Here is a 13,635-nt window from a genome sequence, read left to right on the forward strand (position 1 = left end):
AAACGCTTACAACAAATTTTAATTTACCTTGCTTCTATAAAAAAACGCCGTGGTACAATTGGTTTTCAATTGTGTCATGACGTTTAAACTGCGATTTACGATTTTGGTTATTTTTCGTATTTTCCAGTAATTGTATTTAATTTTGTATAACTACCTGTTTGTGTATTGTACCGATAAATTCCGGTCAAACTACCCACAGTATTTGAAGAATTATTTTGTCGAACTTCAACCTGATAGTAATTAGTCCCTAATTGCGTTACGCCAAACGAAAGACCACTTTGATTGGTAATGCCTACCGTCCCAGTAAACGAAGTAATAACTTGATCAGTCTGTTCATCGGTTAACCCCCCAGTAGTTTGAGATGTTGTCGAACTACTTGTTGAACTAGAACTTGAGTTAGAACTTTGGGCTGTAGTTGTACTACTGCTGGCTGCATTTATTTGACTAGTTAGACTTTTACCTTGATTTTGGAGATTTTTGATTCCTCTAACAGATGATGGTAAAGCATTTAATTTTGCCAAATCAGCCTTAGCCGTTTCATAATAACCATTTGACACAGCGTCATAAGCATTTTGATACCATCGGTTGGCTTCTTTTAATTGAGCCGCTTTGGTACTCAAATCTTTGGCCTGCGAAGTCAACGCATCACCATTAGTTTGTTCCGAAGTCATCTTTGCCAAACTTTCATTAGCAGAGCTGGTATCCCCATCATTCAAAGCATCTTTTGCATCCAGATAGTTTTGAACATTCGCAAGTAGTTTGCTTACCTTATCGTTACTACTATCTAATTCTTGTGCCTTTTTTAAGGTTGTTAACGCACTCGTTGTTTGTCCATTTTCAATTTGTTTTTGTGCTTTTTTTAAAAGAGTTGCGGCCCTTTTTTGGTCAGATTGCTCCGAACTAGAAGTGCTGGAAGAACCACTTGTTGCACCACTTTGACTACTATTACGACATGCTGCAAGAGAAAACAGCATTGCAATGGCAATCACACCAGTTAAACTCCTTTTAATATTTAATTGTAAGGTCATGATTTTCTCCTCCTTGGAGATATTATACCATGTTACCCACAGATTTAATTAATAAATGAATAACCCATAGATTAAGTAAACCACGGTAATACCTCCCAAAATAATTGCGTTAATCCATTTAAACATCATGAACAATGCTAGGTACTCTCGAAAGGCAGCAAACGGCAGATAATTCATTGAAGTCGAGGCACTCACCCCAGACATTGTAGTATTTAATCTTTTTGCAATGACGCCAGCACGAAATACATGAAAACTATTGGTTACAAAAATGGCTCGATGAAATATTTTAATTTTAGTCATGATAATTTCTGAAAAGCGTAAGTTTTCATAAGTAGAAGTTGATGTGCTTTCCTGAATAATTTGTGTACTGGCAATTCCTTTTTTCTCCAAATAATTCCTCATGGCCTGACTTTCTGGCATGATTTCATCGGCGCCTTGACCACCTGACACAACAAATTGTGGATGGGCACCACGTTTTAGTTGTTGTTGATAAATCGCGATTCCCTTATCAAGCCGTCGTTGTAAAATCTTTGAAACAGTCCCATCAGCGAGTAAACCGGCCCCTAAAATCACAATAAAATCAACTGAATACAGAATTGGTAATTCATCGAGTAAAGAAGCCAAGCCATAAGAAAGAAAGCCAATCATAAAATAACCAATCCATATAAAAAGGAGCCCAAGGATCAGCCAAATAAATTGACTATGAAAAAGAAGTGAATTGAGTAATGTTAATAATAGCATACCCCAAATTATAAAACCCACCATCTCAAGGAGAACATAACCAGGATTTGACCCTGCATGTCGAATCAGTCGGTGACTATAAAGTACACAAGCCAGTGCAAAGAGGGCTAAAGCAACGGGAATGATTCCAGTAAGTGCTAAGCTCACAACCAGCAATAGTGCTTGCATCCAAGGAGCTTGCGTAATTTCAAGCCATTGCCAAACAGCCACAACAAAACAAAGGAGACCGGCAATTAAAAAATACCCATTTAAAAACCGTCGACGATCAGTTAACCATAAGGTGATAAAAACAGCTAAACAAATACTTCCCCAATAACTAAAGTCCATCTTTAATCACTTCCCTCTATAGTAATATTTTAAAACGCTTGCACTATTTTTCAAAATTTAATGACATATATTTTATAGTACTTTCTCTCATACATCAAAAAAAAATCAAAATCAAGACTTTCATTTATTTTATTTCGAGATACAATATATAGTGTTATCTGATTTTGAGATCAGAACATATTGTGTACGGCCGTACATATAGAAATTAAGTTAGGGAGAGGATCAAATGTCTAATTACTTACATTTTTTGGCACATCAATTAAAGGGATGGCCACAACAAAACTACTATTTATTCTTTTTCAGTTTGGGTTGTCAGATCATGACCTTAGTCAATTCACCGATTACAGCTTTAACAATCACAACTTTTATTGGAACCACTTTAGGCGTTTTATGTATTTTAGCAATTAATGCAGCAAAATCGGTTAATGGTTGGTTAGGTCTCTTATCTGCCCTTTGTTTTATTATTACCGGATTTGCGGCTAAAAACTACTTAAGTATGGCTGAACAACTTGCTTACGTCGTTACACTTGATTTACCAGTTCTAATGAGTGCCAACTGGAATGTCAACATGGTTTCCAAGATCCGTAAATTTACTGGTAAAACTTGGTTTGTTGCACTAGCTTCAACAGTAATTGTTTACTTTATTTCTGGTTACTTAATTGGTACATTCACAAATGATCCTCGCCCTTGGGTTGATGCTATTAGTTTTTCAATTAGTTTGACTGCCGGTGTTATTTGTTTCTTACGTTTCAACAACCAATATTTCTGGTGGGTTGCTTCCGGAATTGCTCAAATGGTTCTTTGGTTCATTTCATTCCGTCAGGGTTCCGCAACCTTAGCTATGTTCGTGAATAGCTCAATTTATCTAATTAATGATGTTTTAGCATTCACCACTTCTCCATGGTACAACAAAAAAGAACGTGCTCGTCTTATTAAAGAAGAAAATGGTTATTCCGAAAAAGAAGAAACCGTTGGCGACGTTACACACGCTTAAAATTATACAACAAAACGACGTACTCCAATTTGCGAGTACGCCGTTTTTGTCTGCCTACACCTAAGAAAACGGAGTAAAAATCACTAGTCAATGATGCTTACATTCTTTTTCTCATTCCAAAAATTCCTGATACGATCAGTACAACCACGATTGCCCCAATGATTGAAGGAATTAAAGCCATTCCAGCCAATTGAGGCCCCCATGTGCCTAATAGTGATTGTCCTATCCACGCACCAACTAATCCGCCGACAATATTACCAATCCACCCAGCTGGCAGATCTCTACTTGTAATCGCACCAGCAAGTGCTCCGATAATTCCACCAATAATTAAAGCCCATAACCATCCAAGCATCGTGCATCACTCCTTTTGTAATTAATGACTATTTTGCTACCGCAAAATCTCATCTGCAAAAGGATGTCCATTCGACCTACTCCGAACACCGGTTAGTCGAAATGGCTCCTTTTGTAATTAATGACTATTTTGCTATCACAAAATTTCATTTCCAAACTAGCGATTGCTCAGCTTCCGTCATAAACAGTTCTTCAAAAATACAAGATCTGTTTACACAGTCAGAATAGCAAAAATTAAGGGCTTCAGGCAATATTATTGCTTATCATTACAATTGATATATTCTTATCGCCAAAAGAAGCTATTAAACCTTACTTTTTAAATCTAAATTATGATTTCAACGCATTAATTGCTGCAACATCTTCATCTGTTAAGTTAACGTTCGTAGCAGCCACATTTTGTTCCAAATGATCTAAATTAGAAGTGCCTGGAATTGGTAATATAACTGGTGAGCGTTTCAATAACCAAGCTAACGCAATCTGTGAAGGACTAGCTTGATGCTTTTTTGCTAATCCATCTAAAACAGATCCTGGCTTAGCAAGTGCTCCCGTTGCTAATGGGAACCAAGGCACAAAAATAATTTGATGTGCTTCGCAATAAGACAGGACATCTTCATCTTTTCGATTTGTGACATTATACAAGTTTTGGACCGCTTCAATTTTGGCATACTTACTTGCTTCTTTAATTTGTGCTACTGAAACTTGACTCAGTCCAATATGACTAATTTTTCCTTCTTGTTGCATTTTAGCAAGTTCGCCAACTTGATCAGCTACTGAAACTTTTGGATCGATTCGATGAAGAAACAGTAAATCAATTTTATCAACACCTAAAGTACGCAAATTCATCTCTACTTCTTGGCGTAAATATTCTGGACGGCCTACCGGAATCCACTTATCCGGGCCTTGTCGTGTAAAGCCCACTTTAGTAGAAATAAACACATTTTTATATTTATCTTTATATGGCGCAAATGCATCCCGAATTAATAAATTGGCTGTAAATGGTCCATAAGCATCGGCTGTATCAATAAAATTAACCCCCAATTCAACAGCACGACGTAATACGGCCACTGCATTTTTAGAATCTCTTGAAGGTCCCCAAACTCCCTTTCCAGGCAGTTGCATTGCTCCGTAGCCTAATCGATTAAACGTTTTATCACCCAAGGTTAATGTTCCAGCGTTCTTAGCATTAATTTCCATAATTCTGTCACCTATCCTTCTTTAAACTAAAGCGTTAATTTTTGCATGAAAACCAAATTTAGCTTATCCTAAATCTGTAGAACGTTTTCATTGTTTAACCGTTTCAGGACAATGTCAACTATTTTAAATTCTAGGAGATGTCATTAATGAGTCATCAAAATCCACAAATTAAATTAAATGATGGTGCTGTTTTTCCACAGGTTGGTTTTGGCACTTATAAATTGAATGGGGCATCTGGCGTAAGTGTAATTCGTAGTGCCATTGATAATGGTTATCGTGCCCTAGACTCCGCATACAATTACGAAAACCACGGAGCGCTTGGAGAAGCAATTCGGCAAAGTGACATTCCTCGTTCTCAGATTATGATTACATCTAAGCTACCAGGTCGTCATCATCAATATGAAGAGGCGCTAACCAACATTCAGGAGTCACTCTATCAAACTGGGCTTAAATATTTTGATCTTTATCTGATCCACTGGCCAAATCCAAAGGAAGATCACTATGTTGAAGCATGGAAGGCCTTAATTGATGCACAAAAATGGGGCTTAGTTCGTTCAATTGGTGTTTCTAATTTCTTACCTGAACATATTGATCGCTTAATTGATGAAACCGGCGTAACACCTGCTGTTAATCAAATTGAATTGCATCCCTACTTCTCTCAAGCACCCCAACGGGCTTATGATGCTGATCACCATATTGCAACTGAAGCATGGAGTCCGCTTGGTCGTGCCAGTTCCGTTTTACAGGATCCAACCATTAAAAAAATTGCCGATGCACACAAAAAATCGGTTGGTCAAACAATTTTGCGCTGGGAAACACAGTTGGGCATTATGCCAATTCCTAAATCAAGTTCGACCATCCGTCAACGCGAAAACCTCCACATTTTTGATTTTGAATTGACTCCAGAAGAAATGAAAATGATCACGGACTTAGATCGCCCAGATGGCCGTGTCAAAAATCAGGATCCTGCGGTTTATGAAGAATTTTAACTTAAACAAAATTAGAAACTTTTTAAAATTGACGACAAAAAAACTGAGATTATTACTTTCTCAGTTTTTTATTTACCAAAAATACAATATTTCTCAATTAATTTTTAACCTGTTTTTTCATGATCCAGTAAAATGGTACCGCAATTAGAAGTGCACCAAATCCAAATAACAACTGGGAGACATCCACCTGAATTAACAACCAAATACTGACTAAAACTGCAACAATTGGAATTAACCATCCACCGGGAATTTTAAAAGTCCGTGGTTCCTGTGCCCGGGTATACCGAAAGACAATGACTGCCAAACACGTTGGAATATACTGTGCAAACCGAGAGACAACACTGATTTGAGCCAAGGTTTCAAAAGTTCCTGACCACGCAATTAATAATGAAATGGTTGCAGAGATGATGATGGCTACATAGGGTGCGTTCTTTCGATTTCTTCGTCCAACAATCGCAGGCATTATCCCGTTTTCTGCCATTGCTACTCCAGAACGAGGGGTGATGAAGGAAGAAGCCACGCAGATACCCCCAATTGAAATAATAGTTCCTGCGGCTACCAAACTTGTCCCAAAGTTTCCAGCAATTTTTCCAAACGCTTCTTGAATTGGTGCGGTTGAGGCGCCTAGTTTTTGACCCAAAATTCCAATAGAAACTATCTGCAATAAAACATAAAAAAACGTCACAATTCCAATTACTAGTAAAATTGCTCGCGGCAAATTTTTTTCAGGTTTACGCATATCTCCTGCAGCCACCACTAAGCCCTCAAAACCGGTAAAAGCATAAAAGAGCAACACAGCGGCAGCAGCAAATGCACCACTATGATAGGTTCCACCTGGAAACATGGGTGTAAAATTACTGCCATTAATCGCAAAGAAACCAATTAGAACAAATAGCAGTAATGGTAGTAGTTTGGCAATTGTCACAATGTTATTGACAATCTTAGAAAGGGTCACACCAGAAATATTCATCAAAGCTAAACTAACAATAACCACAGTCACAATGACATTCTTGATAATCACCGTATTCCAAGCAGGTACAATTCCGCCTAAAGCAGTCGCAAAAGCAACTGCCATTGTTGCCTCAGCAATCATTCGAATTGCCCAAGTCACAAAGCCAACTTCGTAGCCCACAAATTCTCCAAAAGCTGCCTTTGCATATATGTATGGACCACCGTTAACTTCAAATAAAGAGGCGCACTCAGCAAAACAAACTGTAATGCTCGTGACTAACAAGGCGTCAAAAATAAAAACACCAATACTTGCCGTACCCATTAGTTTCATGGCCTGGTTAGGCAAAAGGAAGATCCCTGAGCCAATAATTCCGTTTATTCCTAGCAGAACAATACTCCAGAATCCCATCTTTTGTTTTTCGGTTTCAGTTTGCATAAGTTGTCCTTCTTTCAATAATTTTATTTAGGTTGACTACGATGCACCAAATCTTTAAAAAATTCTAACTGTTCTGGAAATTCTTGCCACATATTTTCTGGATGCCACTGAACAGCTACTATATTAGAATTTTGGGTTGATTCCACCGCTTCAATGACTTGATCATCACTTTGCGCAGAAACAGTCAAACCAACCGCAACTTTACGAACTGCTTGATGATGACGGGAATTTACATAACTTCGTGAAGTTTTTAAAATTGAAGCTACATAACTATTAGGTTCAATCATGACATGATGTGTTGGAAACTCTCCTGGAGCTGCCTGTGCATGTCGAATACGACAAGTAGGATCTTGTGTGGCCAAGTCCTGAAAAACTGTACCACCCATGGCTACATTAATGATTTGAATGCCTCGACAAATACCAAATATTGGCTTTTGAGCAGCAATTGTTGCTTTTATTAAGGCAATTTCAAAAGCATCGCGTTTGTAATAAGTACGGCCGATTTCAGGGATCGGTTCTTCACCAAAAAAAGTTGGATCGACATCGGGACCACCCGGGATGATTAGACCATCAAACGTTCTTACAAGTTCCTCAACTAATTCAGGTGCAGTGTAAGGTAAAACGATGGGAAGGCCACCTGCTGCCAAAACAGCGTCAACGGCCCCTCGAGGAGCAAAATCAGCCCGCCGTTCATTAATGATTTCTGAGGCAGCTACCCTAATATCCGCGGTAATTGCAATAATTGGTTTCATGTAAATGACACTTCTTTCTCATTATTTTAATTTAATTTTAATAATATAACATTTTTTGATCAGTTTCTCAAGTTTCAAAAAATGAGTAACAAAAAAGCTCGGGATTTTCTCCCGGGCTTGGTGTACTATCTATTTTTGGTTTTTATGGTTGGAATGTGTTCTCTTGGGCAGATAGCTACGCCGAAAAGATATAATTCAACTATCTTTTGTTTAGATTCCTACTATATTTTATAGCTGAAACGTGTTCTCTCGGGCAGCCGTTTCCGCTTAGCTACGCCATGTAAATGATGTGCAACCCCACACATCATTCACATAGCTAGGCTAATGCTCAACAGCTATTCGCCCTCCCTCACACTCTACATTTTCATCCAATCCTTACCCCAGATCACGCCAACGATTTCTTCACCCGTATGCGACATGATCACTGGACCCAACTGATTACTCTCAAACTTAGCCGCCGGGAATTCCTGCTGAATCGTTTCTTCCCACTTCGCACTCAACTCATGATCCACACCATAGATAATTGAAACCCGATACTCCTCCGCTCCCCTATCCAAGTCTGAATGCATATTATTCAAAACCTTTTGCAACGCTCGTTTTCGCGTTCGTTCCTTACTCTGAATCACAATCTGGCCCTTTTCGTCCATATCCAGAATTGGCTTAATTCGCAAAAGATTTCCCATAATCGCCGAACGATTTGTAATGCGACCAGAACGCATCAAAAAACTTAAATTGTCTACCATAAAGTCAACCTTAGTTGTTTCTCTTAAATGCTCAAGATACGGAATAATTTCTTTGCCCGTTTTACCTTCTTTTCTCAACTTAGCCGCCAGCAACACCATATTGGCCTCACCTTGACTAGTCATTCGTGAATCAAACGGCAACACATTAATTTCCGTAATGTCCTTTGCATATTCGGTTAAGTTCTCAATAAAACTCGTAATGCCACTTGAAAGATGAATACAAATCACTTCATCGTAATTTTCAGCAATCAGTTTATCAAAAACTTCCTGCATTTGTCCCAACGTGATTTGAGTTGTGGACGGCATCAAACCAGATGTTTGAAGTTTTTCATGAAATAGTTGATCATCAATATCAATATTTTCTAAAAAAGTTTCTTGCCCAAAAATAACTGTAATTGGGACAACAATAATATCATTTTCCCGAACCTGTTGCTCAGAAAGGTAAGACGAACTGTCCGTTACAATTGCTGTTTTCATACATTTCTCCTCATTGTTTGGATACCTTTTAGTATAAAGACTTACGCAAGAATAGCAAATTAAATTGATCAATTCATTAATATTCAAAATTCGGTAATTTTTAAGGACATTTCCAAAAAATTGGATTGTTCTGTGATGTTTGGTAGTTTTTATCTACCAGAAAAACACATATTCTTTTCATCATCAATTCAAATTGTGACATCGCTACCAATTGCGCTATAATAGCATTATTGAGTTAAAGAAGGGATAAATGGAATGAATTACAATCCTGAAAAAGATTACTTAAGTATTGATATTGGTGCAACTTATACAAAATACGCACTTATCGACCATAGCGGTAGTTTAAAGGTTAAGTCCCAATTTAGTACCCCACGCGACAGTGTGGACAATTTCTTAAAAAAATTATATAGCGTTATTAATGAAGTTCTCCCTAACATCAAGGGCGTCGCGTTTAGTGTGCCCGGACGTATCGATCAAAAAGAACAAATTATTTATCATGGTGGTTCTTTGCCAATGTTACATGGACTCAGCCTAAGCAAAATTATCAGTAGTCGTTATAACTTACCTGTCAGCATGGAAAACAGTGGTAAAGCAGGAGCTCTAGCCGAATTTTGGCTAGGAAATTTAAAAGATATAAAAAATGGTGCGGCCATTATTCTGGGTACTGCTGTAGATGGTGGCATTATTTTAAATGGTCATTTGTGGCATGGCACTAATGCTCAGGGTGGCGATCTTAGCTTCATGCTTTCTCAAATTAACGGCGCGCCGGAAGATCCAGAAAATCTAATGTTCAACTCGGGTTCAGCAATTAAAATGATTGATAAAATTGCAACCGCCCTAGAGTTTCCTGATCGTACTGATGGCATGCGCGTTTTCAAGGCCATTGAAAACGGTGAACCCACGGCCCGAAAAATTTTTGACCAGTATTGTCGCCGAATAGCCTATATGATTGTAAATATTCAAGCCGTGTTGGATCTGAGTCGTTACGTAATTGGCGGAGGTATTAGTAGTGAAAGCATTTTGGTTCCCGAAATCAAACATCAATTACAATTACTTAGAGACGAAAATACACTTTTGCGTAAAACTTTGGATGCTCCCGAAATTCTCACGGCTCATTTTAAGAGTGATGCCAATTTATATGGAGCACTTTACAATCTTTTACTGCAGCTAGATGATGAAGACCTTATTCCTAACACGGAAACAAAGTCCAAAGATTCTTCTGAAAATCCTTCATAAATAAATTTCATGTTTATCAAAAAGTAAGACAACTTAAACAGGTATTTGATTCTTGTTTAAGTTGTATTATTTTTTATTTTTCTAATTCTATTATTTGTTTTCTTATATATGTGGTAAACTCAATTATAATAAAATAAAGTTAAAAATGGCAGTTAATTTTATCTTTAACTATATATTTAACACCATTTCTTTGGAGGCTAGGTTCATGACACATCCCCAAACACTCACAGCACTTGAACAAGATATACAGCACAATTTTAAAAATTATCGAACCTTTAAACATGCATTGTTCATTAACTACGCAGTATTTCCAAGACTTATTGTTTGGTTTGGACTAATTATCTATCTTATTGGTCTTGTTTTCTTTTCATTTCTTGCAATCGGATCACATATCGCATTCTCAACTTTATTTGATCTTCTGTACCTACAAATTGTACCCGTGTTAGCCATTCCGTTCTCTTTCACACCGGCATCCATCATCTATTGGTGTGTTACCGTCTGGGAGTTAGCTGTACTATACGAAATTATTGAAAAAATCATTCGAGAAGTGAAAATTCATTCCTTATTCAATGAAGTTCAAACCAACCAACGCCTTTTAAAAGTGGGCTATGCTTATGAATTGAATGCACATGAAATGTTGATTGTGAATCAAGACCCAATCGCCGGAGAATTCCGTACTGCCCTTGACAAACTTCCTCCAGAAAATCAAAAAGAATGGTATAGAATTAGCCACATTATAGAAGGCAGATTTGGTTTTCAACGCGCTACTAATTATGATATCAAAGCTATCCGTCAATTTTTGAGTAAACATTTCTCCCATCTGTTCACTTTTTTTGATGTGTTGCCCTCTCTTGGTTCGCTTCCTTTTTATTGGAAATTAACTGACTTTCCTGCCGATCAAGCTGTCTTTTACTTTTCTAATGACAATCGCAAACCAATTTACGTACTCCAGAATTTTACTGCAACTGGACACAAATTAAGGAAAAGCCTTAAACAAGTGCTTGTTGAAAACTTACTTGTCTTTTTTTACTGGTAACTTAAAGCTGAGAAAACAAAACTAACTCAAAAAACGATCCTAATAAATAGGGTCGTTTTTAAGTTCAAACTAGTTCAACCAAGGTCAAATTTTATTGTTTAGTTGTCTCATCCTGACTAATACTCAAAATGGCTACACGAATAATTGAAAGATTGACATGTTTTTCTGTCGTCTCGTCTAATTCCAGATAACGACTAACATATTTATCTAGCTCTTTATAAACATCACTTGCTGCCAATTCATCATCTGAAGCATTCTGATATTCAGTCAACATTTTTTTGATTTCATCTTTTTCAACAGCATCAGAAAAGTCAGTGACAACACCTGCGCCATCATACATTTCCACTAAACTTGTTTCTGGATTAATATCCAAATCAAAATCAGATAATGGTGTCTCAATTAAGAAGAAACCTAAATCGCTGTAATTGTCAGTATGAATAACCGCTCCACCCTGTTCACCGCGATCAATAAAAACATAGTAGTCATGTTGTTTCTTACTTTTAACAAAGTAATCGATTCCTGACATATTTGGTAAGCTTTGAATGACACTGTCTTCATTAACCTGAATGGCGTGCCCTGTTTCATTGATCTTTGCTAATGTTGGATATTGGTAAAGCATATTAACCTCCCACACTGATTGTTCAGCGTTTTTTATTCATAAAATCCATTATACAACTATTCATCGTAAATGCATGTTACAGATAAAATTCGTTTATTGAATCAGATAAACTTTACATTCATAAGGGCGTAAAGTTTCATTTTGATCATCCTCATAATTACTCAACAGCTCGATCTTGTTGCTCTGTTGACTCAAATCATACCACCGTTGCACTGTTCGTTCCGTAAAATTACTGATAATCAATAAATCTTGATTGTCTAAATGACGGGTGTATGCCCAAACCTGATCATCATCAGGATCTAACAGTTGGTAATCTCCATACACAATAACGTCATACTGTTTGCGTAACAAGTTCATTCGTCGATAGAAATTAAAGACGGACTGATCGTCATTAACAGCTTGTTTGGCATTAATTTGTTTGTAATTGGCATTCACTTCAATCCAGGGGGTTCCATTAGTAAATCCCGCATTTTTAGTCGCGTCCCACTGCATTGGTGTCCGCGCATTATCACGTGATGAATGACGAAGATAGGCTAGCATTTGCGATGAACTTACTAACTTTTTCTGATCAACCAATTCATGATAAGCATTTAGGCTTTCAATATCCTTATACTGATTTAAAGTCTTGAAATTTGCATTAGTCATGCCTAGCTCTTCACCTTGATAAATATAAGGTGTTCCCTGCATAAAATGAAGTGTTGCCCCCAACATCTTTGCTGAGGCAACCCGGAATTCATCTTGATCATTGCCAAAACGAGAAACAACTCGTGGTTGATCATGATTATTCCAATACAAGGCATTCCAAGCTTTACCATTCAAATCAGTTTGCCACTTCGACATTACCTGTTTTAAATCAGTTAACTTTACTTGATTTGTGCTCCATTTACCAATCACCGGATTCTCATTGCCATCTAAACCCATATGTTCAAATTGAAAAACCATTTCTAGTTCGTGGCTGTCAAAACCAGTATATCTAATCGCATCTCGCGTTGAAGCAGCCGGAGTTTCCCCTACCGTCATCACGTCATAATGTGAGAGCACTTCTTGATTCATTTCCTTAAGGTAATCATGCACATGTGGTCCATTGGCCGCCAAATTTTCTTGACCTTCAGTTTTTACATCGGGAAGGCCCTCTGGTTTAGAAATCAAATTGATAACATCCATTCGAAAACCATCGACACCCTTATCTAACCAAAAGCGCATGACATCAAAAACTGAGTGGCGTACTTTTTCATTATCCCAGTTCAAATCTGGTTGTTTTTTAGAAAACAAATGCAAATAATATTGACCCGTTTTTTCGTCAAATTGCCAAGCGGATCCGCCAAAAGCGCTTTGCCAATTATTGGGTTCTTGATCATTTTTAGGATCACGCCAAATGTAGTAGTCTCGATAATCATTCAAGCGATTTTTGCGGCTTTCAACAAACCAATGATGTTCATCTGAAGTATGGTTTACAACTAAATCCATCATAATTTTGAGTTTTTTTGCATGTACCTGTTTTAAAAGTCGATCAAAATCTGCCATATTACCAAATTCAGCCATAATTTGCTCATAATCAGCAATATCGTAGCCATTATCATCATTGGGTGATTTATATATTGGGTTTAACCAAATTACATCTGCTCCAAGTTTTTTTATATAATCCAAATGTTCAATGACGCCGTTTAAATCGCCGACGCCATCATCATTCGTGTCTTGAAAACTACGCGGATAAACTTGATAGACAACTGCTTCTTGCCACCAATGTTTTTCCATAAACAA

The 13,635-nt window shown here is 37.4% G+C and carries 13 protein-coding genes; 4 read left to right on the forward strand and 9 right to left on the reverse strand.

The genetic code is table 11. The features are described from left to right. Positions 1-107: 107 nt before the first annotated feature. Positions 108-1,028 carry a hypothetical protein gene (locus IV87_RS02440; RefSeq protein WP_057805320.1) on the reverse strand — a complete coding sequence of 307 codons (921 nt, stop codon included), beginning with the start codon at positions 1,026-1,028 and terminating at the stop codon, positions 108-110. 48 nt (positions 1,029-1,076) lie between these two features. Continuing rightward, positions 1,077-2,096: a YdcF family protein gene (locus IV87_RS02445; protein ID WP_057805321.1), complete on the reverse strand. Its 1,020-nt coding sequence runs from the start codon at positions 2,094-2,096 to the stop codon at positions 1,077-1,079. A gap of 226 nt (positions 2,097-2,322) precedes the next feature. Here IV87_RS02445 and pnuC point away from each other — a divergent pair, with 226 nt between their 5' ends. After that, positions 2,323-3,090: a nicotinamide riboside transporter PnuC gene (pnuC, locus tag IV87_RS02450; RefSeq protein WP_057805322.1), complete on the forward strand. Its 768-nt coding sequence runs from the start codon at positions 2,323-2,325 to the stop codon at positions 3,088-3,090. Between the two features lie 97 nt (positions 3,091-3,187). Here pnuC and IV87_RS02455 read toward each other — a convergent pair whose 3' ends face one another. Both IV87_RS02455 and IV87_RS02460 read right to left on the reverse strand, forming a co-directional pair. After that, the gene (locus IV87_RS02455; RefSeq protein WP_057805323.1) at positions 3,188-3,442 is read right to left on the reverse strand and encodes a GlsB/YeaQ/YmgE family stress response membrane protein; all 255 of its coding nucleotides are present in this window, start codon (positions 3,440-3,442) and stop codon (positions 3,188-3,190) included. Positions 3,443-3,768: 326 nt separating this feature from the next. Then, entirely contained in the window at positions 3,769-4,638 is an 870-nt protein-coding gene (locus IV87_RS02460; RefSeq protein ID WP_201783986.1) for an aldo/keto reductase, read from the reverse strand. Between the two features lie 143 nt (positions 4,639-4,781). Between IV87_RS02460 and IV87_RS02465 the strand changes: the two genes are divergently transcribed. Continuing rightward, complete coding sequence (locus IV87_RS02465; protein WP_057805325.1) at positions 4,782-5,624, forward strand: aldo/keto reductase; 843 nt, start codon at positions 4,782-4,784, stop codon at positions 5,622-5,624. Between the two features lie 97 nt (positions 5,625-5,721). Here IV87_RS02465 and IV87_RS02470 read toward each other — a convergent pair whose 3' ends face one another. The 3 genes from IV87_RS02470 to IV87_RS02480 form a co-directional block, all read right to left on the reverse strand. Continuing rightward, on the reverse strand, positions 5,722-7,011 hold the full coding sequence (locus IV87_RS02470) for an APC family permease (protein ID WP_057805326.1): 1,290 nt from the start codon (positions 7,009-7,011) through the stop codon (positions 5,722-5,724). A gap of 23 nt (positions 7,012-7,034) precedes the next feature. Further along, a complete protein-coding gene (locus tag IV87_RS02475) occupies positions 7,035-7,763 on the reverse strand; it encodes a gamma-glutamyl-gamma-aminobutyrate hydrolase family protein (RefSeq protein WP_057805327.1) in 729 nt (242 codons plus the stop codon). A 356-nt stretch (positions 7,764-8,119) separates the two neighbouring features. Beyond that, entirely contained in the window at positions 8,120-8,983 is an 864-nt protein-coding gene (locus IV87_RS02480; protein ID WP_057805328.1) for a DegV family protein, read from the reverse strand. A 255-nt stretch (positions 8,984-9,238) separates the two neighbouring features. On the opposite strand from IV87_RS02480, the gene IV87_RS02485 reads away from it, so the two are divergent. Both IV87_RS02485 and IV87_RS02490 read left to right on the forward strand, forming a co-directional pair. Further along, a complete protein-coding gene (locus IV87_RS02485; RefSeq protein WP_074693862.1) occupies positions 9,239-10,219 on the forward strand; it encodes an ROK family protein in 981 nt (326 codons plus the stop codon). Positions 10,220-10,424: 205 nt separating this feature from the next. Next, a complete protein-coding gene (locus IV87_RS02490; RefSeq protein ID WP_057805329.1) occupies positions 10,425-11,255 on the forward strand; it encodes a hypothetical protein in 831 nt (276 codons plus the stop codon). A 91-nt stretch (positions 11,256-11,346) separates the two neighbouring features. On the opposite strand, the gene IV87_RS02495 is transcribed toward IV87_RS02490, so the two are convergent. Both IV87_RS02495 and IV87_RS02500 read right to left on the reverse strand, forming a co-directional pair. Beyond that, positions 11,347-11,874, reverse strand: a complete 528-nt coding sequence (locus IV87_RS02495) for a hypothetical protein (RefSeq protein WP_057805330.1) — start codon at positions 11,872-11,874, stop codon at positions 11,347-11,349. A 93-nt stretch (positions 11,875-11,967) separates the two neighbouring features. Next, entirely contained in the window at positions 11,968-13,629 is a 1,662-nt protein-coding gene (locus IV87_RS02500; protein WP_057805331.1) for a glycoside hydrolase family 13 protein, read from the reverse strand. Positions 13,630-13,635: the final 6 nt, after the last annotated feature.

Source organism: Pediococcus ethanolidurans (assembly GCF_001437405.1).
In the GTDB taxonomy this organism is placed as follows: domain Bacteria; phylum Bacillota; class Bacilli; order Lactobacillales; family Lactobacillaceae; genus Pediococcus; species Pediococcus ethanolidurans.